This window comes from Desulfomicrobium salsuginis (genome assembly GCF_054657795.1).
In genome coordinates, this window is sequence record NZ_BAAHYA010000001.1 from 1449876 (window position 1) to 1474886 (window position 25011).

General features: G+C 65.4%; 17 protein-coding genes. 9 read left to right on the forward strand and 8 right to left on the reverse strand.

Annotated elements, in window-relative coordinates; translation table 11 throughout:
• Nucleotides 1-4 precede the first annotated feature (4 nt).
• The 7 genes from ACYQ3G_RS06550 to ACYQ3G_RS06580 all read left to right on the forward strand — a co-directional run bounded on the left by ACYQ3G_RS06550 (nt 5) and on the right by ACYQ3G_RS06580 (nt 11760).
• On the forward strand, nt 5-1186 hold the full coding sequence (locus ACYQ3G_RS06550; RefSeq protein WP_459823913.1) for a pyridoxal phosphate-dependent aminotransferase: 1182 nt from the start codon (nt 5-7) through the stop codon (nt 1184-1186).
• A gap of 13 nt (nt 1187-1199) precedes the next feature.
• Nucleotides 1200-2825 (forward strand): glucose-6-phosphate isomerase, encoded by a 1626-nt coding sequence (gene pgi / locus ACYQ3G_RS06555; protein WP_459823916.1) that lies wholly within the window; start codon nt 1200-1202, stop codon nt 2823-2825.
• 88 nt (nt 2826-2913) lie between these two features.
• The gene (locus ACYQ3G_RS06560; RefSeq protein WP_459823918.1) at nt 2914-4350 is read left to right on the forward strand and encodes an ATP-binding protein; all 1437 of its coding nucleotides are present in this window, start codon (nt 2914-2916) and stop codon (nt 4348-4350) included.
• 11 nt (nt 4351-4361) lie between these two features.
• A complete protein-coding gene (locus ACYQ3G_RS06565) occupies nt 4362-5738 on the forward strand; it encodes a sigma-54-dependent transcriptional regulator (protein ID WP_459823920.1) in 1377 nt (458 codons plus the stop codon).
• A 281-nt stretch (nt 5739-6019) separates the two neighbouring features.
• Complete coding sequence (locus tag ACYQ3G_RS06570; RefSeq protein WP_459823923.1) at nt 6020-8944, forward strand: DEAD/DEAH box helicase; 2925 nt, start codon at nt 6020-6022, stop codon at nt 8942-8944.
• Between the two features lie 71 nt (nt 8945-9015).
• Nucleotides 9016-10218: an HlyD family secretion protein gene (locus tag ACYQ3G_RS06575; RefSeq protein ID WP_459823926.1), complete on the forward strand. Its 1203-nt coding sequence runs from the start codon at nt 9016-9018 to the stop codon at nt 10216-10218.
• A gap of 3 nt (nt 10219-10221) precedes the next feature.
• Complete coding sequence (locus tag ACYQ3G_RS06580; RefSeq protein ID WP_459823928.1) at nt 10222-11760, forward strand: DHA2 family efflux MFS transporter permease subunit; 1539 nt, start codon at nt 10222-10224, stop codon at nt 11758-11760.
• Between the two features lie 203 nt (nt 11761-11963).
• Here ACYQ3G_RS06580 and ACYQ3G_RS06585 read toward each other — a convergent pair whose 3' ends face one another.
• Complete coding sequence (locus tag ACYQ3G_RS06585) at nt 11964-12146, reverse strand: ferredoxin (protein WP_028576200.1); 183 nt, start codon at nt 12144-12146, stop codon at nt 11964-11966.
• Nucleotides 12147-12286: 140 nt separating this feature from the next.
• Between ACYQ3G_RS06585 and ACYQ3G_RS06590 the strand changes: the two genes are divergently transcribed.
• The gene (locus ACYQ3G_RS06590; protein ID WP_459823932.1) at nt 12287-13138 is read left to right on the forward strand and encodes an OmpA/MotB family protein; all 852 of its coding nucleotides are present in this window, start codon (nt 12287-12289) and stop codon (nt 13136-13138) included.
• Nucleotides 13138-13995, forward strand: a complete 858-nt coding sequence (locus tag ACYQ3G_RS06595; RefSeq protein ID WP_028576198.1) for a motility protein A — start codon at nt 13138-13140, stop codon at nt 13993-13995. The genes ACYQ3G_RS06590 and ACYQ3G_RS06595 overlap by 1 nt, the downstream gene beginning before the upstream one ends.
• 72 nt (nt 13996-14067) lie before the next feature.
• Here ACYQ3G_RS06595 and ACYQ3G_RS06600 read toward each other — a convergent pair whose 3' ends face one another.
• From ACYQ3G_RS06600 to ACYQ3G_RS06630, 7 genes are all read right to left on the reverse strand, one after another.
• The gene (locus ACYQ3G_RS06600; protein WP_459823936.1) at nt 14068-15828 is read right to left on the reverse strand and encodes an aldehyde ferredoxin oxidoreductase family protein; all 1761 of its coding nucleotides are present in this window, start codon (nt 15826-15828) and stop codon (nt 14068-14070) included.
• Between the two features lie 13 nt (nt 15829-15841).
• A complete protein-coding gene (locus ACYQ3G_RS06605) occupies nt 15842-16999 on the reverse strand; it encodes an iron-containing alcohol dehydrogenase (RefSeq protein ID WP_459823939.1) in 1158 nt (385 codons plus the stop codon).
• A gap of 63 nt (nt 17000-17062) precedes the next feature.
• Nucleotides 17063-18469, reverse strand: coding sequence for a hypothetical protein (locus ACYQ3G_RS06610; RefSeq protein ID WP_459823942.1), 1407 nt, complete (start codon nt 18467-18469; stop codon nt 17063-17065).
• Nucleotides 18470-18847: 378 nt separating this feature from the next.
• Nucleotides 18848-20962, reverse strand: coding sequence for a sigma 54-interacting transcriptional regulator (locus ACYQ3G_RS06615; protein ID WP_459823945.1), 2115 nt, complete (start codon nt 20960-20962; stop codon nt 18848-18850).
• 37 nt (nt 20963-20999) lie between these two features.
• Nucleotides 21000-22238, reverse strand: a complete 1239-nt coding sequence (locus ACYQ3G_RS06620) for a DUF190 domain-containing protein (RefSeq protein ID WP_459823948.1) — start codon at nt 22236-22238, stop codon at nt 21000-21002.
• A gap of 436 nt (nt 22239-22674) precedes the next feature.
• Nucleotides 22675-23412: an ABC transporter permease gene (locus ACYQ3G_RS06625; protein ID WP_459823951.1), complete on the reverse strand. Its 738-nt coding sequence runs from the start codon at nt 23410-23412 to the stop codon at nt 22675-22677.
• Nucleotides 23409-24380, reverse strand: coding sequence for an ABC transporter ATP-binding protein (locus tag ACYQ3G_RS06630; RefSeq protein ID WP_459823954.1), 972 nt, complete (start codon nt 24378-24380; stop codon nt 23409-23411). The genes ACYQ3G_RS06625 and ACYQ3G_RS06630 overlap by 4 nt, the downstream gene beginning before the upstream one ends.
• Nucleotides 24381-25011: the final 631 nt, after the last annotated feature.

Genomic DNA, 25011 nt, shown 5'->3' on the forward strand with positions numbered 1-25011 from the left:
GACCATGAAACTGGCGCAACGCATCACCAGCATCAAGCCTTCCGCGACCCTGACCATCAACACCAAGGCCCAGGAGTTGCGCGCCGCCGGTCGGCAGATCGTCAGCCTGGCCGTCGGCGAGCCCGACTTCCGCACACCCGAGCACGTCTGCGAAGCGGCGCGTCAGGCCATGGAGCAGGGCTTCACCCGCTATACCCCGGTACCGGGCATCCCCGAACTGCGCACGGCCGTGGCCGGGTATTTCGGCACATTCTACGGCGTGGACGCGGCCATGGACAACGTGGTCGTGACCAACGGCGGCAAGCAGAGCCTCTACAACCTGTTCCAGGTGCTCCTCGACCCGGGCGACGAGGTCATCGTCCCGGCCCCCTACTGGGTCAGCTATCCGGCCCTGGTGCAGCTGGCAGGCGGCGTGCCGGTCTTCGTCGCCACGGAGCCGCAGAACGACTTCCTGGTCAGCGTGGAGCAGCTGGAGGCGGCCCGCACGCCGCGCACGCGCTGCCTGATCATGAACACCCCGTCCAACCCCACGGGCTGCCACTACACGCAGGAGCAGCTCGACGCCATCGCGGCCTGGGCCGTGGACAGGGGCATCTTCGTCATCGCCGACGAAATCTATGACCAGCTGGTTTACGCACCGGCCAAGCCCGCCTCCCTGGCGCCGTGGTGGCAGCGGCATCCCGAGAGTTTCGCCGTGGTCAACGGCCTGGCCAAGAGCTTCGCCATGACCGGCTGGCGCGTGGGCTACACCCTGGCCCACGCCGATCTGATCAAGGCCATGACCAAGATTCAGGGCCAGTCCACCTCCAACATCTGCTCCATCGCCCAGAAGGCCGCCCTGGCCGCGCTGACGGGCGGCTGGGAATGCCTGACGCCCATGCTTGCGGCCTTCGTGCGCCGCCGCGACCTCGGCCTGGCCAAGGTCCTGGCCTGGGGCGACGTGATCTGCCCCAAGCCGGCCGGCGCCTTTTACCTGTTCCCGCAGGTGGACGCCTACTACACGCCCGAAGTGCCGGATTCGACCGCGCTGTGCGGCCTGCTGCTGGACAGGGCCGGCGTGGCCCTGGTCCCCGGCGCGGCTTTCGGCGACGACCGTTGCATCCGCATTTCCTACGCCCTGGACGACGAGACCCTGTCCGACTGCCTGGACAAGGTCGGCCAGGTGCTCCACGACCTGAAGAAATAACCGGAGGTGCCCCGTGATCGATCAGACCGCCCCCTGGAAAGCGCTTGCCGACCATGTGTCCGAAGTACCGAACCTGCGGGAGCTCTTTGATCGGGACCCGGGGCGCTTCGAGCGGTTTTCCGTTTCTGGCGCCGGAATCTTTCTGGACTATTCCAAGAACCTGATCACCGAGAAGACCGTCTCCCTCCTGCTGGAGCTGGCCCGCGAGGCCGATGTGGCCGGACGGATGCGGGCCATGTTCGCCGGGGAACGCATCAACTCGACCGAGAACCGGGCCGTGCTGCACACCGCCCTGCGCAGACGTGCCGATGAACCCCTCATCCTTGACGGCGTCGACGTGGTCGGCGAGGTGCACGCGGTGCTCGGGCAGATGGACGCCTTCACGCGGCGCGTGCGGTCCGGGGAGTGGACGGGATACACGGGCGGGCGCATCACCGACGTGGTCAACATCGGCATCGGCGGGTCGGACCTCGGCCCCTGCATGGTCACCGAGGCCCTGGGCTTCTACCGGCACAAGGACATGCGTTTTCATTTCGTGTCCAACATCGACGGCACGCACATCGCCCGCGTGCTCGAAGCCGTGCGGCCGGAATCGACCCTCTTCATCATCGCCTCCAAGACCTTCACCACCCAGGAAACCCTGACCAACGCCCACACGGCCCGCGACTGGTTTCTGGACTCCGGGGCGGGGGAGGGCGACGTGGCCAGGCATTTCGTGGCGCTGTCGACCAACGAGGAGGCCGTCACGGCCTTCGGCATCGACCCGGCCAACATGTTCGCCTTCTGGGACTGGGTCGGCGGGCGCTATTCCCTGTGGTCCTGCATCGGCCTGTCCATCGCCCTGGCCGTAGGCATGGACAATTTCCGCGAGCTGCTGGCCGGGGCGCGGGACATGGACGAGCACTTCCGTACGGCCCCCTTCGAGCGGAACATCCCGGTCCTGCTGGCCATGCTCGGCGTGTGGTACCGCAACTTCCTGGGCTTCGAGTCCCACGCCGTACTGCCCTACGACCAGTACCTGTCGAGGCTGCCCGCCTATATGCAGCAGGCCGACATGGAAAGTAACGGCAAGGGCGTGACCCGGAGCGGCCAGCCCGTGACCTGCGCCACCGGCCCCATCCTCTGGGGCGAGCCCGGCACCAACGGCCAGCACGCCTTCTACCAGCTCCTGCATCAGGGCACGACCGTGGTGCCCTGCGACTTCCTGGCCGCGGTCAACCCGCTGCACGACATCGGCGAGCACCACACCATCCTGCTGGCCAACTTCCTGGCCCAGACCGAGGCCCTCATGCGCGGGCGGACCCTTGAGGAGGCCGAAAGGGAGCTGTCCTCCCTGCCGCCGGACAAGCGGGCGACCCTGGCCCCACACAAGGTCTTCCCCGGCAACCGCCCGACCAACTCCATCCTCTACGACCGCCTGACCCCGCGCGCCCTGGGCAGCCTCATCGCCATGTACGAGCATAAGATCTTTGTGCAGGGCAGCGTGTGGGGCGTCAACTCCTACGACCAGATGGGCGTGGAACTCGGCAAGCAGCTCGCCGGGGTCATCCTGCCGGAGTTGCAGGGCAAGGGCGCGGCAACGCACGACTCGTCCACCAGCGGCCTCCTCCGCTACTGCCTTGACCGGCGCAGGGCCTAGGCCCTATCGTCGGTGAAACACGCGGGGCTTCGGCCCCGCTCCCCGTGCGGGGCAGCGCGCCCGTCCACATTTTGCACCCGGCCACAGCATGAAGCTCAACCCCTTTCGCGTCGATCCGGCCCATCCCTTTCAGTTGGTCAAGTTCCTGTCCATCAGCACCCTGGTGCTGATCCTGGGTTCGAGCAGCCTCATGTCGGTCTTCATGACCAACTACGCCAAGAGGGCGCTGCTGAAGAAGAACACGGCCTTTGCCCAGCTCCTGGCCGAAAATCTGAACCACCAGATCTACCGCCGCTTCACCCTGCCCGTGGTGCTCGGCTTCGGCCGGGTGGAGCTCAAGCGCAAGGACCAGTACGAGCGGCTGGAGCAGGTCATCGAGTCGACCATCCATTCCTTCCACGTCCGCGAGCTGCGCATCTTCGACGAGCAGAGCGAGGTGGCCTACAGCACCGACGCGAATCAGATCGGCAACACCGACATGGGCGGCAAGGAGGTGCGCGAGGCCATCGAGAAGGGCGAGCGCAGCTTCGTGCTGCAGAACAACCTGAACGTGTGGGATGTCGTTTTCGCCTTCGACCTGCAGCCCGGGGACGTGGTCCTGCGTACGGTCCATCCCCTGCGCGCCGAGCGGGACCTGCGCTTTCGCGACCAGCCCGGGCCGCTTCTGGGCGTGCTCGAGTTCACCCAGGACATCACCAGCGACTACGAAACCGTCCTGCACCTGCAGCGCCTCATCATCCTGACCACCTTCCTCGGTTCGGCGGCCCTCTACGCCCTGATCTTCTTTCTCATCCGCAAGGCCGACCGCGTGCTCGACGAGCGCCTGCGGGACAAGGAACGCCTGGAGAAGGAGCTGCAGCAGAACGAGAAGCTCGCGTCCATGGGACGCATGGTCGCCAGCATCGCCCACGAGATTCGCAACCCCCTAGGCATCATCCGCAGCAGCGCGGAGCTGCTCCTCAAGCGCGAAAAGGCCCAGGGCGGCGGCAACGCGAGCATTCTGGAGGCCATCTTCCACGAGTCCAAGCGCCTGAGCCAGACGGTCAACGACTTCCTCGACTACGCGCGGCCCAGGCAGCCGTCCCTGGAGGACGTGGATCTGGAGAAGGTCATCCGCCATGCCGTGGGCTTCCTGACCCAGGAAGGGCAGGAGCACGGCGTCAGCGTGGAGAACACGCTGCCTCCGGGCTACATGGTCCAGGGGGACCGGGACCTTTTGTACCGGGGCTTCTACAATCTCATCAGCAACGCCATTCAGGCCTGCGACGGGGGCGGGCGGGTCGGCATCGCGCCCGTGTGCCACGACGGCCAGACCGGCGTGCTGATCCGGGACACGGGGCCCGGCTTTGACGCCAAGCAGCTCGAACGCTACATCGAACCCTTCTTCACGACCAAGGAGACGGGGACAGGCCTGGGACTGGCCATCACCAACTCCATATTCCAGATTCACGGCGCGGAGTTGACCCTGCGCAACGGCGAGAACGGAGGCGCGGAAGCCCTCGTGGTCTTTTCCGAGCCGTGCTAGGACACATTCCCATGGGTAATCACATCCTCATCATCGACGACGAAAAGAACTATCTGCTCATCCTGGAGGCCATCCTGCAGGAGGAGGGCTACACCGTCACGGCCCTGTCCGATCCGGTCATGGCCATGACCTATCTCGACGAGTCCGAGGTGGACGTGGTCATCACGGACATGAAGATGCCCGGCATGACCGGCCAGGAGGTACTGGAGTCCGTGCGCAAGCGCCACTCGCACATCCCGGTCATGATCATGACGGCCTTCGGCACCATCGACCGGGCCGTGGAAGCCATGAAGAGCGGGGCCTTCGACTACATCACCAAGCCCTTCGCCAACGACGAGATCCTGCTTTCGGTGCGCAAGGCCCTGAAGCTGTCCCACGCCGAGCGCCAGAACCGGCTGTTGCGCGAGAGCCTGGCCGAGAAGTTCGGCAAGGAGACCATCATCGGCAACTCCAAGGCCATCCAGGACGTGCTGGCCCTGGCCGGCAAGGTGGCGCCGACGCGCAGCACCGTGCTCATCACCGGCGAGTCCGGCACGGGCAAGGAGCTGGTGGCCCGCGCCATCCACATCGCCTCGGACCGCAAGGACATGCCCTTCGTGTCCGTGAACTGCATGTCCCTGAATCCCGGGGTGCTCGAGAGCGAACTTTTCGGCCACGAGAAGGGGTCCTTCACCGGGGCCATGGCCCTGAAGCGCGGCCGCTTCGAACTGGCCCAGGGCGGGACCCTCTTCCTGGACGAGATCGGCGAACTGTCCCTGGAGATGCAGGTCAAGCTCCTGCGCGTGCTGCAAGAGCGGGTCATCGAGCGCGTCGGCGGCACCGAGACCATCGCCGTCGATTTCCGCCTGGTGGCCGCCACCAACAAGAACCTGCAGGACGAGATCGCGGCCGGCAAGTTTCGCGAGGACCTTTTCTACCGACTGAACGTGGTCAACATCCACCTGCCGCCCCTGCGCGAGCGGCGCGAGGACATCCCCATCCTGGCCAGCCATTTCCTGCGCAAGTTCTCCCTGGAGAACAACCGCGAGGTGCACGGCTTCACGCCCGGGGCCATCGACTACCTCTCGGCCTACGAGTGGCCCGGCAACGTGCGTCAGCTGGAGAACGTCATCGAGCGCTGCGTGGTCCTGTCCAGCCGCGACGTCATCGACGTCGAGGACCTGCCGCCGGAACTGCGCGACGAGGAGACGCAGTTCAAGAGCGCCGTTGACCTCCTGCCGCTCAAGATCAACCTGTCCGAGACCCTGGAGAAGATCGAGGCGGCCCTCATCCGCCGGGCCATGGTCCATTCCGGCTTCGTGCAGGTCAAGACGGCGGAGATGCTCGACGTGTCCAAGAGCCTGCTGCAGTACAAGCTCAAGAAGTACAAGATCGCAGCCAAGAACTGAGATGCCTTGTAGGTTTCGAAGTATGCGGGCGCGGTATGGACAGAAGGGCGGTCGTGGCTCGAAAGGCCTGGATTCCCGCCTGCGCGGGAATGACCCCGAGGCAGGGCGGCCATCCGGCTTTATTCCCCGAGCCCTGGATGATGTCTCGTCGTGTCGCCCTGTCGATGCGTCATTCCCGCGCAGGCGGGAATCCATCTTTTATCCTCGATGAACGCAAGTGATGCCACGGTGAAGGAAATTTTCCACCAACCAGGGTTTCCGATGTCCTCATCGGAGCGCGCATGACCGAGGCCGCCGTCGCGGATCTCCTGGCCCTGGTGGAGCGGACGCCCTGGCTGTCCGTGGACATCGCCGGGCGGCGCTTCTTTCCGGGCCGCGAGGCGCGCTTCGGCACGCCCGGGCGTCCCTGGCCAGCCCCGCTGCGCCGGGGGCTCGACCTCATGGGCGTGGGCGAACTCTACGAGCACCAGGTCCGGGCCACGGATCTGGTGCGCTCGGGCCGCCACGCCGTGGTGGCCACGCCCACGGCCAGCGGCAAGTCCCTGATCTACAACCTGCCCGTGCTCGAGGCCTGTCACGCCGACCGCTCGGCGCGGGCGTTGTACCTCTTCCCCCTCAAAGCCCTGGCCCAGGACCAGCGTCGGGCCCTGGACGCCCTGGCCGCGAGCCTCTTCCCCACGCCGACCTCGGCCATCTACGACGGCGACACCCCGTCCTCCCAGCGCACCCGCATCCGGCAGAACCCGCCGAACATCCTCTTCACCAACCCGGACATGCTCCATCTGGGCATCCTGCCGAGCCACGAGCGTTGGGCCGGGTTCTTCGCGAACCTCCGCTTCGTGGTCGTGGACGAGGTGCACACCTACCGGGGCGTCATGGGCTCGCACATGGCTTGGGTCTTCCGCCGCCTGGTGCGCATCTGCCGTCTGTACGGCGCCGCGCCGACCTTCGTCTGCTCGTCCGCCACCATCGCCAACCCAGAGGAACTGGCCGCAAGCCTGACGGGCCTGCCCATGACCGCCGTCCTGGAGGGCACGGCCGCCGCCCCGCCCAGGCACATGCTCCTGGTCAACGGCGTGGACGGCGCCGCCCGCAAGGCCATCGGCCTGCTGCAGGAGTCCATGCGGCTGGGCTTGCGGGCCATCGTCTACTGCAAGTCCCGACGCATGACCGAACTCATCGCCCTGTGGACGTCCCAGCGTGAGGCGGCCGAGCAGGAACGTATTTCCGCCTACCGCGCCGGCTTTCTTCCCGAGGAACGCCGCGAGATCGAGGCCCGGCTCTCCTCCGGCGACCTGCTGGCCGTGGTCTCGACCAGCGCCCTGGAACTGGGCATCGACATCGGCGGCCTCGATGTCTGCATTCTGGTCGGCTATCCCGGCTCCATCATGGGCACCCTGCAGCGTTCGGGACGGGTCGGCCGCGGCGGGTGCGAGGCCGCGACCTTCCTCATCGGCCACGAGGACGCCCTGGATCAGTATTTCATGCACCACCCCGACGAGTTCTTCGCCATGACGCCCGAGCGGGCCGTCATCAACCCCGGCAACCCCGTCATCGCCGCCCGCCATCTCCAATGCGCCGCGGCCGAGGCGTCCCTGCACCAGGGCGATCCCCTGGCCCTGGAGAACCCGGCCCTGGTCGCCGGCCTCGTCCGCAGCGGCGAACTGCTGCAGAGCCGCGACGGCCAGGAGTATTTCTCCGCGGCCAGACAGCCCCACCGCGGCGTGGCCCTGCGCGGCACAGGCTCGACCCTGGCCATCCTGGACATGGACAGCGGCGAGCGCATCGGCCTGGTGGACCGCTTCCGGGCCGTGTTCGAGACCCACCCCGGCGCCGTCTACCTGCACCGCGGCGCGACCTACGTCGTCGCCGACCTGGACCTGCAGACCGGCATGGCCCGGGCCCGACGGGCCAAGGTTTCCTACTACACCCGTGTGCGACACGAGAAGTCCACGGAGATCATCCGCATCGACGCCTCAAGGCCCGTGTTCGGGGCCATAGTTTACCTCGGGGAACTCCGGGTCACGGACCAGGTCACGGGCTACGACCACATCAGCGTGCGCGGCGGCCGCAACCTCGGCACCGTGCCCCTGGACATGGACCCCCTCGTCTTCGTCACGCGCGGCGTATGGATCGCCATCCCTGAAACAGTTCGGCGGCAGGTCGAGGCGGAGATGGCCCACTTCATGGGCGGCATTCACGCCCTGGAACACGCCGCCATAGGCATGATGCCGCTTCTGGTCATGACCGACCGCAGCGACCTCGGCGGCATCTCCATCCCGTTCCACCCCCAGGTCGGCAGCGCGGCCGTGTTCATCTACGACGGGCTGCCCGGCGGTTGCGGCCTGGCCGACCAGGCCTTTGTCTCCTTCGAGACCCTGCTGCACCGGACCATGCAGGTCATCCGCGACTGCGGGTGCGAAAACGGCTGTCCGTCCTGCGTGCACTCGCCCAAGTGCGGTTCCGGCAACCGCCCCATCGCCAAGGGCGCGGCCTTGCGGGTGCTGGAGGGGGTGATGGCCGGGGTGGCGCCTGAGGGGGGGGCGGGGGAGATGCCTCCGGCGGCCGGGGGGCATGATGCCCCCCGGACCCCCCCAGTGGGGTTGGGGGATGAAGATAGCGGGGATGTGCGTGTGGGGGGCGGGCTGCCGGAGGGGTTTCGGTTCGCGGTGCTGGATCTGGAGACCCGGAGGTCGGCCCAGGAGGTCGGGGGGTGGCACCGGGCGGACCTCATGGGCGTGAGCTGCGTGGTCGTGTACGATTCCGGCACGGAGTCCTTCCGGGATTATTTGCAGGAGGACGTGCCGCGGCTTGTGGGGGATCTGGTGGAATTCGACCTGGTGGTCGGCTTCAACATCGCGCGCTTCGACTACGCGGTCCTGCGGGGCGTGAGCCGTTTCGACTTCGCCTCCCTGCCCACCTTGGACATCCTGGGGGACATCCACGCCACCCTCGGCTACCGACTGTCCCTGGACCACCTCGCCCGCGAGACCCTCGGCGCGGCCAAGAGCGCCAGCGGCACCCAAGCCCTGACCTGGTGGAGGCAGGGACGCATCGACGACATCGTCGCCTACTGCCGTCAGGACGTGGCCGTGACCCGCGACCTGTTCCTCTACGGGCTGCGCCACGGTTATCTGCTGTTTCGCAACAAGGCCGAAAAGACCGTGCGCGTGCCGGTGGACTGGGGTCGGCTCGCTGGCCGTTGATGCGGGGGCTTGCCAAAGGCGGCCGGGACGGTTTACCGCGCTTGTGCTCCAAATTTCGGGAGGAGAAATCCATGACCACCCCCAATGACGCGGGCCGGGCCAACGCTAGGCCGGGCCGCAAGAGAATGATCCTTCTGGCCGTCCTGGCCCTCGTGGCCGGGTTCGGGCTCGTGCAGTACGTACGCAGTATGGGCAAGGTGTCCACGGACGACGCCTTTGTCGACGGCCGCATCTACCAGATCACCCCGCGGGTTGCCGGCTACATCGTGCAGGACCTGGTGGAGGACAACCAACTGGTGGAGGACGGACAGCCGCTGCTGACCCTCGACCCCGTCGGCTACGAGGTGGCCGTGGCCCAGGCCCGGGCCGATCTGGCCGCGGCCGAGGCGCAGCTGGCGTCCTTGCGCAAGGGCGTGCCCCTACAGAAGAACCAGACGGAATTTCAGGTCGCCGGAGCCCGGGCCCAGCTGGAAAGCCTGATGAAGAGCCTGGACCAGGCAAGGCTGGAAGAGGCTGCGGCCGGACAGCTGGTGTTGCAGGCCGAGGCCGAACTGCGCAACGCAGAACTGAATTTTACCCGCCTGTCCGAATTGCGGGCCGGCGGGATCATCGCCCAATCGGCCCTGGATGAGGCGCAGACGGCTCTCGACGCCGCCCGCGCCCGGACCGGAGCCGCCCGCGACAGAGCCCAGGCCGCGGGGCGCAACCTGGCGTCCCTGCGCGAGAATGTGGCCCGCCTGCAGGCCAACATCGATCTGGCCCGGACTGGGCATGACGTGGCCGACATCAAGGACCTCGAAGTGGCGGCCCAGCAGGCCCGCGTGGACCTGGCCCGGGAGAGGGTGCGCAAGGCGGAGCTCGATCTGGGCTACACCCGCATCCTGGCCCCGGCCAAGGGCCACGTCACCAAAAAGAAGATCCAGGCCGGCCAGCTGGTGGACGCCGGCCAGCCCATCATGGCCCTTGTCCCCCTGGACCCTGGCGAGCTCTGGGTCACGGCCAATTTCAAGGAAACCCAGCTGGCCAGGGTGCGCCCGGGACAGAAGGTCGATCTGGAGGTAGACACCTTCTCCGGAAGGGAGCTCACGGGGCGCGTCGAATCGGTCATGGCCGGCACGGGCGCCGTCTTCTCCCTGTTCCCGCCCGAGAACGCCATGGGCAACTACGTCAAGGTCGTGCAGCGCATTCCCGTCAAGATCGCCCTGGACCCGGTCAACGGGACGCAGCAGCTGCGCCTGGGCATGAGCGTCGTCCCGACCATCCACCTGGATTAGGCCATGGCCGACGAACGCGTCACGGGCAAGTGGCTGGTGACCCTGAGCGTCATGATCCCGACGCTCCTGGAAATCCTCGACACGTCCATCGCCAACGTGGCCCTGGGACATATCCAGGGTTCCCTGTCCGCCGGGCAGGACGAGGTGACGTGGGTCCTGACCTCGTACCTCGTGGCCAACGCCGTGGTCATCCCCATGAGCGGCTGGCTGTCCAGGGTCATGGGGCGCAAGAACTACCTCATGGCCTCGGTCACGGTCTTCACCGTGGCGTCGATGCTGTGCGGTCTGGCCAGGAGCCTGGAGGCGCTGGTCTTCTTCCGCATCGTCCAGGGCCTCGGCGGCGGCGGGCTGCAGCCCATGTCCCAGGCCATCCTGCTTGAGACGTTTCCGCCCAGGCAGCGCGGCCTGGCCATGGCCATCTTCGCCATGGGCGCGGTCCTGGGTCCCATCCTCGGGCCGCTGCTCGGCGGGTACATCACGGACAACTATTCCTGGATCTGGATATTCTACATCAACGTGCCCCTGGGCATCGTCGCGCTGATGATGTGCTGGGCCTTCATCTTCGACCCGCCGTACCTGCAGCGCCGGGAATCGGGGGAAACGGTCGACTTCATGGGCCTGGCCCTGCTGTCCGTCGGCCTGGGCTGCCTGCAGGTGGTGCTGGACAAGGGGCAGGGCGACGACTGGTTCGCCTCGAACCACATCGTCGTCATGAGCGTCGTGGCCGCGGTCTGTCTGATCACCCTGGTGTGGTGGGAACTGCGGCACCCGAACCCCATCGTCGACCTGCGCATCTTCCGCCAGCGCAACTTCGCCGCCGGCAACGTGGTCATGTTCTTCGGGTTCTTCGCCTTTTTCGGGTCCATCGTGCTGCTGCCCATGTTCCTGCAGAACCTCATGGGCTACACGTCCTATCTGGCGGGGCTGGTGCTGGGCCCCAGCGGGGCCATCATGCTCGTCCTGCTGCCTTTCGTCGGCAAGATGACGGAGCGGATCGACGCCAGGTTCCTGCTCTGCTTCGGGCTTACGGTCTCGGGACTGTCGCTCGTCTTCATGTCGCACTTCACGCTGCAGATCGACATCGGCACGGCCATTTTGGGGCGCAACATCCAGGCCATCGGCATCGCCTTCTTCTTCGTGCCCCTGTCATTTCTGACCATGTCCTCGCTCTCGCGGGCCAGCATGAACAACGCCTCGGCCCTCTTCAGCCTGCTGCGCAATCTCGGCGGCTCCTTCGGCACGGCCTTCGTGACCACGCTCCTGGCCCGGCGGGCTCAGATTCACCAGAGCCACCTCGTGGAGCACCTCACCCCCTACGACCCCGCCTTCACCCAGGCCCGCGACGCGCTGCAACACTACATGGGCCTCGACCCCATCGAGGCGGCTGGCCTCATCTACCGCTCCATGCAGCAGCAGGCCGGCTACATGGCCTACGTCGACGTCTTCCATGTCCAGGCCATGCTCTTCTTCGGCCTGGCCGTCTTCATGTGGATCCTGCGCCGTCCCGACCACGGCGGGCACATGCCCGAAGGCGTGCACTAACCGGCTTGCGGCAGGAAGACCGCGCGGACGCGCGTGTCGGAAATGTCGCGGCAGTTCGGGACGGCCGGTGCCATGCGGAGAGTTTTCAAGGTCTGAGTGGCCCGCAGTCTCAAGGACGTTCACCCGCCCAAAGCGCAAGCATGTGTTGCGGACATGAAAAAGGGGAGCCTCGCTCCCCTTTGCCTTGAGAAGGAAAATCCGGGTTATTCCTTGCTGATGGCCGAAACAGGGCAACCGTCGATGGCGTCCTGCACACAGTCGGCGTTGGAATCCGGGGCCTTGACCATGGCCTTTTCCTCGCCGTCCATCATGGCGAAGACTTCCGGGCAAAGCTCGACACAGGTTTCGCAGCCGATGCATTCATCGTGATCGATAACAATAGCCATGTTTCCTCCAGGTTGGGGTTGACGTTTAGTGCGATTCATACAGCCTTTGAGCAACCCCTGCAAGCCGGAACGTATTTCGTGGGCCTTTCTCGGCGGGAACGCTTGGCATGGATTTGGCTCAGTTCCGGGCGGAGGAATCCATGCGAGAACCAACACAAGAGAACATTCGAGACATCTCGGCACGGCTGGCGCGGCCTGAGACGGAGCGGCAGCCCGGCGGAAGCTGGGAGCCGCGCTTGGGCGACGGGAGCCCGGCCGGTCAACAGTTTGACATCTTTGCCCGCGAGCCCCGGCCCAAAGCGGCCGCATGGGTCGTCTGCTGGTCGGACCTGATGATGACCATGTTCATCATGTTCGCCGCGCTCTACGCCTTCCAGACGCCGAAAATCCAGTTCAAGTCGGTGACGGACCTGCCTGCCCGGGTCGAAGGGGGCGGGGAGTTGCCCCTGCCCGCGCCGCCGGTCGAGTCCATGTTGGGCCGCATCCATGACCGCATCCGCGACATGATCGAGCGCTCCCGTTTGGACGGGGCCGTGACCGTGCAACTCGTGCCCGAAAAGTCCCTGCACGTGACCCTGGCCGGGGACTTCCTCTTCGGACCCGGCGGCGCTGCGCTGCGGCCCGACGTCAAAAGCGCGCTGCTCGAACTTGCCGCCATCCTGCGCAGCGCGCCCCACGCCATGGCCGTGGTCGGCCATGCCGCGCCGGGGGAAGCGGGCGGCGACTTCGCCGCGCCGTGGCGGCTTTCTTCGGCCAGGGCCATGGAGGTGGCAATGTTTCTGGCCACGGAGGCCGGCTTTCCTCCGGAACGGCTTCTCGTGACCGCCTACGGGGACCAGCGCCCCGTGCAGGCGGGCGACGCTGCGCAGCGCAGTCGGCGGGTCGAGTTGGTGCTCAGCGCCGAGATTCCGACGGACCCGCTGCCCTCGGCCGTGGAAGGCGGCGAAGGCGGTTTCCGGCGCTGGGTGGCGTCATCCGGGGGAGGGCGGTGATGGATCGGAAATCCTTTTTTGGTCTTGTGCTCTGTGGTGCGGTTTTCGTCGCCGGATTCGCCATCAGCGGGAATGTGGCCCAATACTTCAACCTGGCCGCCATCTTCGTGGTGGCCGGGGGGACGCTTGGCGTGGCCATCGCCAGCTTCCGCATGCAGCGGCTGCAGTATGTCGCCAGGGTGCTGCGCAACTCGTACCGGGCGCGGATGAAGGAGCCGGCGGAGATCGTCGAGATCCTCGTGGACCTTTCGGTCAAGAGTCGCATCCGGGGCCTGCACACCCTGGCCGAAGACGAGCGCGAGACGTCCATCATGTTCCTGCGCCGCGCCCTGGGCTTCGTCGTGGACAACTACTCCCGGGAGCAGACCGCGGACATCCTGAACACGGAGATGTTCTTCTTCAAGCAGCGCCGCGACGAATCCGAGCGCGTGCTGCGGGTGCTGGCCGAGGTCTGCCCGGCCATCGGCCTGGCCGGGAGCGTGGTCGGCCTCATCGGCATGCTCTCGGGCGTAAACGACACGAGCGTCGTCCTGTCGACCATTCCCATCGCGCTGACCTCGACCCTCTACGGCGTGCTCCTGGCCAACTTCGTCTTCCTGCCCATGGCGGCGCGCATCCGTGAGGTCACGGACCACGAGCTGCTGCTGCAGAAGATCATCGTCGAAGGCGTGCGCGCCATCCAGAGCGAGCTGAACCCGCGGGTGCTCGAGGTCAAGCTCAAGTCCTTCCTCACCCCCGCCGCCCGCCAGGGCCAGCTCGTGTCCCTGGCGCGCATCAAGGAGCGTTTCCAGATCGAGGACCGGGTGGAGGACATGCCCGCCATGCCGACACCCGAGGAGATCGGGGTGGCGTTGTAAGCGGAAGGGCGGAAACGGAAACATTCCCGCCTCCGCCCTGTTCGGATTGAGCCGCCTCGGGATGTCCCGGCGTCACGTGCCAGGTGCGCCGTCCTTCCAGCCTCGGGCCTGGTAGTATTCTTCGACCATGTCCGACACCTCCCGCCTGGTGATGGCCGCGCCCGTTTCGGGCAGCGGGTGCTCGGTGAGGAAGAGCGGGAGCTCGTCGTCCTTGCGGGTCAGCCCTTCGCGGATGTTGAACCGCCTGGTGTCGTCGGCCACGGCCGAGGCCATGCGGACCATTTCCGCTTCGTCCAGATCCAGCCCCGTCAGGCACTTCGTGATGGTCGCAAGTTCCCCCCACTGGTACAAATCCCTGTAAAACCGGCAGAGGATGAGCATGTCGAAGTAGGTCAGGCGATCCTCCCATACCTTGAATACGCCCGCCTTGCCCGTGGTCGTTTTGGGATCGACCATGCCCGAGAGCTCCGGCTTGTAGAACGTCGCCCGCAGGTGGCAGGCGCCGCGGTCCGAGGTGGCGTAGGCCAGTCCCATGCCTTTCAGGGCGCGCGGGTCGTACCCGGCCGGTTCGAGCCCTTTGACATGGACGCTTACGTCCTCCATGCCCCAGACTTGGGCCGCATGGCGGATGCCCTGACCCAGCGTCGCCCCGATTCCCCGTCCGGCAGCGATGTCTCGGAGCAGTCCCGCCACGCCTTCGACATCTCCGTAGTCGAGTTTCATGTCGATACGTCCCCGGCGCGAGGCCTCGATGGCCAGGCCGGCAAGGTTGCCGGAAGTGATGGTGTCCATCCCCAGCCGGTCGCAGAGGTCGTTGAGGTAGAGGATGTCTTCGATGTCCCTGATTTCGCACAGCCCGCCGAAGGCATAGATGGTCTCGTATTCGGGGCCTTCAACGGTCAGTCCGGCGCGCGGCCCCTCCTTGACGGTCGAGAGCCTGCCGCAGGCCATCAGGCACTTGGCGCAGGCCTTGGGGGTGACGTCGCAGCGGGTGTGCAGCGCCGTGCTGTTGATGCCGTCCCGATGGTCAACGCGCCCACGCTGCCAATATCTGGACGGAAAGGCGCCGGCCTCGTTCAGCAGGTCGACCAGGCCGGTGGTGCCGACCTTCCTGTAAACCTGCACCCCTTTGTCTTCCTTGGCCCTTGCCGTGATGGAGCGGGAGAATTCCTTGAGCAGCACCGGATCGGCGACACTCCTGCGTGCACGGCCGTGGAAGGCGACGGCCTTGACCATCTTGGCGCCGAGAACCGTGCCGACCCCGGTTCGTCCGGCGCTGCGCCAGTAATCGTTTTCGATGACCGCGAAGCGCACCAGATTTTCGGCCGCCGGGCCGATGACCACCGGGCCGCATTTTTCCGCGCAGGCCTCCATGACTTTTGCCCTGACGGCGTCTTCCGTGGCGAATGTGTCGAGTCCCCAGAGGTCGTCGGCTGGGAGGACGCGCACGTCCGTATCGCTGATGTCGATCCAGACGGGCGATTGCGCCGCGCCTTTGATGATGACGATGTCGTAGCCGGCCGCGTCCATGAATTCCGGGGCGTGGCCTCCGCTGTAGGACTCGGAGTACAGGCCGGTCTGGGGGGATTTGGTGTACACGCCGTAGCGTGACGACCCCCAGATCGCGCTCCCCGTGATCGGCCCCGTGGCGAAGATGATGGCGTTGTCGGGGCCCAGAGGGTCGCAGCCAGGCGCCGTTTCTTCCAGCAGATAGTGGGTGGCGAGGCCCTTCCCGCCGAGAGTCCGGGCGAGCAGGACGTCATCGATGGCGAAGACGTCGTGCCTTCCCGTGCCGAGGTTGATCCGCAGACCGCGATTGTAAAACCCGTGCATGTGCTCCTCCCGTTTACAGGACCGCGCGGTAGATGGCCTCGGCATCCGCCAGTTGAAGCTTGCGCGGGTTGTTGGCCAGGAGTCTCGTGACCTTCATGACGCCGGCCGCAAGTTCCGGCACATCCTTGTCCTTGACGCCGAACTCGCCCAGATGCCGCGGCACGCGGAGATCGTCGGACAGTTCGCTCAGGGCGTCTATGGCGACCTGGGCCGCCTGCCTGGTGCTCAGGCCTGCGGTGGGGCGGCCGAACATTCCTGCGATGGCGGCGAAGCGTTCCAGATTGCCGATCATGTTGAACTGCATGACCGGGACCAGCATGATGGTGTTGGCGATGCCGTGCGGGATGTGGAATTCCGCGCCGATGGGATAGGCGAAGGCATGCACCGCGGTCACGCCGGCGTTGGCGAAGGCCATTCCGGCCAGCATGCTGCCGCGCAGCATGTTGGAGCGGGCCGTGATGTTTTCCCCGTCTGAGAACGCGGTCCGGATATTGCCGTAGATGATGCGGATGGCCTCCGTGGCCAGGATGTCGGACATGGCCGTGGCGTTTCTCGACGTGTAGGCCTCCACGGCGTGGATCAGGGCGTCCATGCCCGTCGCGGCCGTGACCTTGGGTGGCAGCCCGATGGTCAGCTCGGGGTCCAGCAGGGCGCAGGAGGGGTAGAGGTAGGGGCTGACGATGCCTTTCTTGAGCTTCTCGTGATGGTCTGAGAGGATGACGATGGGCGTGACCTCGCTGCCCGTGCCGGCCGTCGTCGGGATGAGGATCAGGGGCAGGCCGGGCTTCTGGATGAGGTCGATGCCGAACATGGCCGTCACCGGGGTTTCGTTGGTGGCCATGACGCTGACCACCTTGGCGATGTCCAGGGACGACCCGCCGCCGATGCCGATGACGGCCTGGGCCCCGGCTTCGCGCAGTCTGGCGAGGGCCGCGTCGGCCAGTTCGAAGGGCGGATCTGCCTCCACCTGGTCGAAGAGTGTCGTGGCGACGCCGCCTTCATGGAGAATGTCTGCCAGCCTGGTCACGATGCCCGTGGCCTTGAGGCCTGGGTCCGTGATGACAAGCGCCGAGGACGCGCCCAACCGGGCGATTTCTTCGGTGATTGTCGTGAGGGATCCGGGACCCATGACGAGGCGGGGGGTTGTGGTGAATATCTCTCGCTGTTTCATGCTGACTCCTTTGAACGGTGCGCCCGGCCGAAGCCGGGCGCACGTTGTGGTGAGATATGCGGATCAGGCGGATTCTTCGCAGACTTTCTTGGACTTCAGGTCGTCGGCCCAGAGCGGTCCGGACTGCGTGTCGCCCTTGAAGAAGTCGGCGCCGTAAAGGACCAGGCAGGCGATGACGCCGGCGCCGAAGGCCCAGGCCGCACCCTTGGAGACCAGGATGCCGGCCACGATGCCGGCGATGCCGAGATCCTTGAGGCTCTTGGCTTCGCGGGCGCCGATGTACACGGATACGAAGCCCTGGATGATCATGGTCAGGGACAGGGCTGCGGGCAGGATGGGCTTGGTCACGGTCACGATGGGCATGAGCCAGTAGCCGGTGAACGTCCCCCAGCGGAAGGAACCCACGCCGCCGAAGATGGAGTCCATGGAATCACGGCCTTTTTTCCAGCGTTCGTAGGTGACGACGGTCATGGCCGCCCAGATGGGGCCGCACATGGAGATGTCGGGCCCGAGGATGGACATGAGGGAGTTGCGTGCGCCGACGATGATGTGGGCCCGGTCGGGATTGTAGTCGACGGGCTCGTCCGGCCGGATCGGGTCGGCGTCGCGGATGATGCCCTGGGCCTGGACCGCGTCGCCGAAGATGACGATGTAGGCCGCCAGGACCATGGGGAAGGATTTGAAGAACAGGGCCAGGGGAGGCCAGCCCAAGGTGCCCCACGGCACCCAGTCGGTCCACAGGGCGACGAAATCGGGCTTCGAGAAGCCCCATTCCATGTTGAAGGGCGCTTCGCCGACCAGGGGTGCGATGATGATGGCCGCGATGATGGCCGGCAGGATGCCGAGGTTCGAGATCTTGCGGAACAGGGGATGGTCGGTGGACCAGCGCCGGAACAGGGGGTTGTACATCATGAACAGGGCCACCAGAGCGCAGACGCTGATGGTGATCGGCATGCTGTAGAACCGCCCGCCTTCCTTGAAGATGAGCTGGATGGCGGCCACGCCCGCGCCGAGGATGACTCCGGCCTTGATGGCCCGCGGGATGAGGTTGATGACCCGCTGGGCGAGCCCCGTGGCGCCGAGGAAGATGCACCACAGGCCCAGGGTCAGTTCAAAGGCGATGAGGGCGTGCATGCGCTCGGGGCCGGCCGGGAAAGCCGAGCAGTAGGCGATGAGGAGCGGGATGGCCGGTGTGACCCAGCCCGGGACGACGGGGTCGCCGAAAAGGGAATGCCACAGGTAGAGGAATCCGTTCAGGATGACGATGGCCAGGGCGACCTCGAAGGGCATGCCCAGGGTGTCTTGCAGGACGGGAATGATGGACAGGCAGACGGCACACATGATGAGGCCTTGTAAGTAGTCTGCCCATTCCCATCGGTAGTGGATTCCCGGGATGCGGAACTTCAATTTTCCCAATGGGATGTAGGGTGGTTCCTGTCCGTGCTGCCGTCGTTCTGTCCAGTTCGCCATGCTCATCTCCGCGTGAAAAGGGTGAATTGCGATGCGTGGCCGCGTGTCGCGCGGCGCCTTCTCCAGACACATATCACGGGCGCTTCGAGACGTGCGCCATATCCCGGTGCAGCCTGCGGTCCGCAAGCGCTCCCAGGTCGTGGTCGAGGAACGTGTCCGCTATTTACAAGAAGAGTGCCGGAAACCGTGTGTGCGGGTAATTGAAGGAGAGTGTTTTTTGGCTCATGATTTCAGGCTGTTGGCAACGTGCTGGGTGTGTACCGTTGTTCGGGCCCGGCTATGGCGATGCAGTTCTGCATCGCCATAAATCGGCAACACTCCGGAAAAACGGGGAATACTCTGAGAAGGGAGGCAAAAAGGCATCGATGCGCTGGCGCATCACTGATGCGTTGGCGCATCGGAATTTTCGTGCATGTGCAGGCCATAGCGGCGGGCCTTGCGCACCACGGTGGACTGGTTCACCCCCAGGGCGCGGGCTGCGGCTCTGCTGCCGGGGTTGTTGCGCAGGGCCAGGGCCAGGGCCTGTTTTTCCGCACGCTCGACCGCGTCCCGCAGTGTCCCGGACAACGGCTCCTGGCAGGCCGTTTGCGCGGCGTCCGACGTGCTCATGGTTTTGTACACGTCCGCCCTGGTGATGACCTCCCCCTTGGCCATGACCACCAGCCGTTCCATGGTGTTGCCCAACTGGCGAACATTGCCCGGCCATTGGGCGGTTATGAGCAGATCCATGGCTTCCGGTTCGATCTGCTTGTTCAGCCCGTACTTTTGATTGTAGCGCCCGAGGAAGTGATAGATGAAGTCGATGACGGCATCCTGCCGTTCCCGCAGCGGCGGGATGAAAAGGGGAACGACGTTCAGGCGGTAGAAGAGGTCGCTGCGAAACTGGCGAGTTTGGACCATCTCCTCCAGGTCCCTGTTGGTGGCGGCGATGATGCGCACGTCGATCGGGGTTTCGCTCACCCCGCCGACCTGCACGATGGTCCGCTCCTGCAGCACGCGCAGGAGCTTGGCTTGGAGGGCGAGGGGCATCTCGCCGATTTCGTCCAGGAAAAGGGTGCCTCCGTTCGCGGTTTCGAAGACCCCCTGCTTGCCGCTGCGCAGCGCCCCGGTGAAGGCACCGGCCTTGTAGCCGAAGAGTTCCGACTCCAGAAGCTGTTCGGGAATGGCCGCGCAGCTGATCTTGATGAAAGGGCCTGCGTGCCGGTGGCTGTTGGCGTGGATCAGGCCCGCCACAACCTCTTTGCCCACCCCCGACTCTCCCGTGATCAGCACCGACGAATCGACCTGCGCCAGCCGCATGGCCTGATCGTGAACCTCCTGCATTTTTTTGGAACGGATGATGATCTCGGGGCTGGTGTTGATGTTGCGCCTGAGCGAGTCCAGTTCCCTGCGGTAATGGTTCTGCAGCTCGGCCAGTCGTTCCAGCTCGAGCTGCAGCCTGCGCAGTTCCGTCACGTCACGGACGTTGGTGACGACGCGCCAAATCTCGCCGTCATCGTCGAAGATGGGGTTGCCTGTGACGACGATGGTCTTGGAGTCCCTTACCTTCTGAATGATGGTTTCTATCCTCCTGCTCTGCAGCACCTTCATGGTCACGGATTCGTCGTAGAATCCCTCGTGGACGAGTTCCGACATGGTCTTGCCCAGGACTTCCCGGGCGCGGATGCCGGTGATGCGTTCGTAGGCGCGGTTGATGCGCAGGGCCCGCCCCTTGCCGTCGGTGATGAAGATTCCGTCGAAGGAGGAGTCGATGATGGCGTCGAGTTCCTTGGACAGGCTGCGCAGCTTGGTCAGTTCCCTGGCGCGCAGCATCTCCTCCTGGACGTTGCGCAGCAGCACCATGCGATCCGATGTGCCGTTCGGGAAGCTCGCCGACCAGGTGATCGGCAGGAAGCGCGTCTCGTCGCGCCAGGCGATGATGATGGATTGGCTGTCCAGGGGCTCCGTTTCAATCCCGAAGCCCGCCTCGGTCAGGACCTGCGACAGGGGCTTGCCCAGTACGTCCGCCGTTTCGGCCGTGCAGGACACGGCCGCGGTGGCGTTGAACCAGCGCACGATCCAGTCTTCGTCCACAAGGAAGGCCGCTTCCGGCAGATCCTGAAGCGCGGCGTACGCAGGAATCTTGCTGGATATCCTGCCGCCCTTGATGATGTCATCGACGGCCATCATGTCGATGCCGCCCAGGATCTGCGCGCCGTCCACCACCGTCAGGAATGAGCTGCCGTACCGCTTGAGTTCCTCCACCGCGGTGTCGGGATGGACCGAGCACATCATGGGGCGGACATGAAGGGAAATGGGATCGGAGAGCTCCGCGCCGGCGGCCAGAGCCTTGAGGAGTTCCTCGTAGGAAAAGACGCCGGTGGAGAACCCGTGTTCGTTCACCACCTGCGCCCCGCGCACCGTTTCCCGGCGGAAGAAGCCGGCGGCCTCCCGCAATGAAGTGCCCTCCCGCAGGGTTTTGACAGGCGTCTGCATGATGTCGCGAACTTTCATGGCGTACTCGGCGGTATCGGTTGTCGGGTTCTTTGGTTCACAGCCTGGCCAGGGCCTTGAGCACGGCGTCGCGGTCGACGATGCCGAGCAGTCGGCCGTCGTCGTCCGTGACGACGATGCGCTTGATCTTCTTCTCCACCAGCGTCCCGATGACGTGGGCCAGGGGGGCGTCGGTCCGTGCGGTGACGACGCGTGTGGTCATGACGTCCCGGGCAGTGCCTTCCAGGGCGGGAAGGCCTGGCTCCTGACTGGTCAGGGCCCGCACCAGCCGGGCCACCAGGCCCGGAGATTCCTTTTGCACGAAGCTGCGCAGCAGGTCCCAGTCGTGGACCAGACCGAGGACCTTGCGCTCCGCGTCCACGATGACCACCCGCCGCAGGGGAGAGCGGACGAGCTGATCCAGAATGTCGGCCAGGGGGGTATCGGGCCCGGCTGTGGGCACGTCTGTGAACAGGGCGTCGCGGGCCGTGGAGTGCAGTCCCGGAGGCAGGATTTCGAGATGCCCGGCCACGGACGAGGCTTTGGCGATGGCCGCCAGCACGTCGGTGCGGCTGACGATGCCCAGGAGCGTGCCGTCGTCGGCCGTGACGGGCAGACGCTTGATGTTCTTGCCGGCCATGATTTTCAGGGCGTCGACCACGTCGGTCTTGATGTTCAGGGTCCGGGCCGGGGAGGACATGATGTCCTGGGCGACGAGGCCCGCGAACCCGGACGCCGCGCCCTGTTCGCAGCGCTGCTCGAAGGGCAGCTGCCCCTGCATGTCCAGGCGTAGTGGCATCCGGGCGCGGGAGAGCAGGTCGCCGCCGGTGACGATCCCCGCGATGTTTCTGCCGTCCATGACCGGCACGGCCTTGACCTCCCGGCGCAGAAGCAGGTCGACCACTGCGGGCAGGGGCGTCCGGATGTCCACGGTGGCGACATGCTCCGTCATCACGTCGCGGATGCGCAGGGGCAGATGGAAGACGGCCTGCCCGTCCTGCATGACGATGCTGCCTTCCTCGACCATGGCGTCGACCACGGGCAGGAAGGATTCGACGCGCGACGGCGTGTCCACGATCTCGACGATGACCGGCAGGTCCTCGGCCAGGCGCAGGATCTTGGCCGTGTGCAGCAGGCTGCCAGCCCCGAAGCCCATGAAGCCCCGGCAGACCGAAGCTCCGGCCATGCCGCGCTGTCTGGCTTCCTCGACGATGGCTTCGTGGAGCGGCCGGCCCTTGTGGCGTGCGGCCTCGCCCACGAACACCTTGAGAATCTTCACGTCGATCGATTTGAGCATGTCGCCTCCCTGAGAGGATTCTGCCCCGGTCCGAGCCCGGGAACAAGGCCGCGCGACGGCGTTCTGTCCGCCGAGGCTGAGGGCCAGGCGCTTCCGCTGCGCGCCGCGCGGCGGTTCTCCGCTTGAAGATGAAGGTCGAAAATGTCGGGAAGGCACCCATGAACCCGGTCAGGACGAGAATCCGGGCCTGGGTGGGGATGAGGCCGCGTTCCGCGGACAGTATCCATGGGCCGAAGAGGAAAGAGTCGAGGATGTCCACGGCCCGGTGCTGCGTGGACGGCGCCCGAGAGCCGGTAGCTTGGTGTGCCGGCGGCTTTGGCCAGGGCGACGAGGAAGAGTTTGTGCATGGCGTCTTGGCGAGGGGTTGGTGCCCAGGGGAAAGACCAGGCCGCGTCTGCGGCGGTCCCAGGCCGAGACCATGCCCCGCATCAGGCGGTTATGCAATCCATTTGCGCCTGACGTTCCAGAGGCTGCCCATGAACAGGGCCGCGCAGAACGCGCCGAGCGCAAGGAAGTCCAGGGTCAGGGGCATGGCGTGGACCCCGTTCACGGCTCCGTGGAGGATGTCCGCGCCATAGGTCAGGGGCAGGGCGTAGGACAGGGGACGCAGCATCCACGGCAGGCTGGCAACGGGCACGAACAGGCCGCAGAGGAAGATCATCGGGAAGCGGAAGAAGTTCGAGAAAGTCTGGGCCTCGAACACCTCGCTCACGGCCACGGCGATGAACAGGCCCTGGAAGGTCGAGGCCACGGCGATCATGACCGTGGCCAGGGTGAACGTCCCCCAGGCGACCTGTTGCAGGTCCGTCAGCCATGCGGCCAGCAGGACCGGAACGAACGCGTTCAGCGTCCCGAAGACGATGGCGCCGCCGGTCTTGGCCAGCATGATCAGTTCCAGGGGCATGGGCGCCAGGAGCAGGCGCTCGAAGGATCTGGTCTTCTTTTCAAAGGTTACGGTCACGGCCAGCATGGACGTGGTGCCGAAAAGAATGGACACGGCCACCACGCCGGGCAGCACGCCGGCCAGGCTCTCCATCCCGCGTCCGGACTTGATGAAGAACATGCCGGTCCAGGCCAGGGGGAAGATGAGGCCCCAGCTCAGGTTCGGCGGCTTGAGATAGTAGGTCCGCACATCCTTGAGCATGATGTTCCAGAACGCGATCCACGTCTTCATTGCCCGCCTCCCTTTTTCTCCTTTTCCTTGCGCAGGGACGCCGCCTCCAGGCCGGTGACGCGTACAAACACGTCCTCCAGGGACGGGCGCAGCCGTCGCGCCTCGGCCACCTCCCCGCCATTGTCCTCCAGGAAGCGCACCAGCGGGCCGACGCGGACCGGGGCGTCCGACTCCACCCGCAGCAGCGCCGGTTCGGGGCGGGTGAACTCAAGGTTCAGGAACTCGGCCTGGAGCCTGTCCAGAATGTCCCCAGGCATTCCGCAGCAGTTGACGATCATGATGTGCCGGGACTGGACCGGCTGCAGCAGGTTCTCGACCGTGTCCGTGTGCACGATGCGCCCGGCCACCAGAAAGGCGATGCGGTCGCAGAGCCGTTCGGCCTCTTCTATGTAATGGGTGGTCAGAAAGACCGTGGTGCGGGTCTTGAGGCCCTGGACGATCTGTCGCAGCTGGCGCGCGCTGGCCACATCCACGCCCGTGGTCGGTTCGTCGAGGAACAGGATGTCGGGGTTGTGGATGATGCCGGCGGCGATGGTCAGCTTGCGCTTCATGCCCTTGGAGTACCCGGCGAAGGGGCGGTCCGCCGCCGCCTCCAGTCCGAAGGAGGTCAGCAGCGTCCTGGCGCGCACGATCCGTTCCGCCTTGGGCAGGCCGTAGAGGGCCGCACAGAAGCAGAGGTTCTCGAAGCCCGTCAGCTCCGGGTAGAGGTTGCTCTCGTCCGGCACCACGCCGATGAGGTGCTGGGCCGAACGGGGTCGGGCCACGCAGTCCATGCCCTGAATGACGATGGACCCGGCGTCGGGCCGGGCCAGTCCCGTGAGCATGTTGATGGTCGTGGTCTTGCCCGCTCCGTTGGGGCCGAGCAGGCCGAAGACCTCGCCCTGTTCAACGGTGAAGGAGATGTCGGATACGGCATGGACTGTCCCGAAGGATTTTTTGAGTCCGTGAGCGTGGATGGCCTTGGTCATGGCGCGATTCCTGTGATGGGTGCAGGGGCGGTCGCAGGCGGGGCCGGTTGCCCGCGGCGTGCGACCGCCTTGAGATTGGGAGGCCGGCATGATTCTGTCAATGCACAATTTTCGTTTTTTTGAGTTGCTGGAGATGCAAATCTGGGACACGGGGCATTCTTTCTCATGTTTAAGGCATTATGCTTTGTATTCTCGACTGAAATTAGGGTATGACGCGCGAGTGATGCCTGTATATCGTATCATATTTGTCTGAATTTGTGCATTCATTTCATCGCGATTCAGTCGGCATAAGCGACGCATGATGAAGTTATGTTCATGATGCGTGCAAGACTTATTCATTGATGATGTCTATTGGACATATTGTTGTTTTCAAGCGTACTTTTTTGAGCATACCGACGTCCGTACACGGAGTGTCAATGGAGCTTTGTTTTTTCTGTCCGGTCGTCTCCGCGTCCTTTCTTTCAGCCAGTTGGGAGATTTGCGGCTCTCTGGAGTTGGAAACGGACCGGGACGGCGGCAAGAGGTTGCGTGGAAAGGTTCGTGCGGCGTGCCCGCTGTGTGGCGGAGAGCACGTGTACGACCCTGACGAACTGGCGTGTCCGTTGAGTTTTCGCGAGACCGGCTTCGACGG

Excerpts from the sequence above, each read along its gene's own strand:
- ACYQ3G_RS06620 (WP_459823948.1), bottom strand. The coding sequence starts at position 22,238 with ATGCTCAAATCGATCGACGTGAAGATTCTCAAGGTGTTCGTGGGCGAG.
- ACYQ3G_RS06630 (WP_459823954.1), bottom strand. The coding sequence starts at position 24,380 with ATGACCAAGGCCATCCACGCTCACGGACTCAAAAAATCCTTCGGGACA.
- ACYQ3G_RS06580 (WP_459823928.1), top strand. The coding sequence starts at position 10,222 with ATGGCCGACGAACGCGTCACGGGCAAGTGGCTGGTGACCCTGAGCGTC.
- ACYQ3G_RS06585 (WP_028576200.1), bottom strand. The coding sequence starts at position 12,146 with ATGGCTATTGTTATCGATCACGATGAATGCATCGGCTGCGAAACCTGT.
- ACYQ3G_RS06590 (WP_459823932.1), top strand. The coding sequence starts at position 12,287 with ATGCGAGAACCAACACAAGAGAACATTCGAGACATCTCGGCACGGCTG.
- ACYQ3G_RS06595 (WP_028576198.1), top strand. The coding sequence starts at position 13,138 with ATGGATCGGAAATCCTTTTTTGGTCTTGTGCTCTGTGGTGCGGTTTTC.
- ACYQ3G_RS06605 (WP_459823939.1), bottom strand. The coding sequence starts at position 16,999 with ATGAAACAGCGAGAGATATTCACCACAACCCCCCGCCTCGTCATGGGT.
- ACYQ3G_RS06600 (WP_459823936.1), bottom strand. The coding sequence starts at position 15,828 with ATGCACGGGTTTTACAATCGCGGTCTGCGGATCAACCTCGGCACGGGA.
- ACYQ3G_RS06610 (WP_459823942.1), bottom strand. The coding sequence starts at position 18,469 with ATGGCGAACTGGACAGAACGACGGCAGCACGGACAGGAACCACCCTAC.
- ACYQ3G_RS06570 (WP_459823923.1), top strand. The coding sequence starts at position 6,020 with ATGACCGAGGCCGCCGTCGCGGATCTCCTGGCCCTGGTGGAGCGGACG.
- ACYQ3G_RS06625 (WP_459823951.1), bottom strand. The coding sequence starts at position 23,412 with ATGAAGACGTGGATCGCGTTCTGGAACATCATGCTCAAGGATGTGCGG.
- ACYQ3G_RS06560 (WP_459823918.1), top strand. The coding sequence starts at position 2,914 with ATGAAGCTCAACCCCTTTCGCGTCGATCCGGCCCATCCCTTTCAGTTG.
- ACYQ3G_RS06550 (WP_459823913.1), top strand. The coding sequence starts at position 5 with ATGAAACTGGCGCAACGCATCACCAGCATCAAGCCTTCCGCGACCCTG.
- ACYQ3G_RS06565 (WP_459823920.1), top strand. The coding sequence starts at position 4,362 with ATGGGTAATCACATCCTCATCATCGACGACGAAAAGAACTATCTGCTC.
- ACYQ3G_RS06615 (WP_459823945.1), bottom strand. The coding sequence starts at position 20,962 with ATGAAAGTTCGCGACATCATGCAGACGCCTGTCAAAACCCTGCGGGAG.
- ACYQ3G_RS06575 (WP_459823926.1), top strand. The coding sequence starts at position 9,016 with ATGACCACCCCCAATGACGCGGGCCGGGCCAACGCTAGGCCGGGCCGC.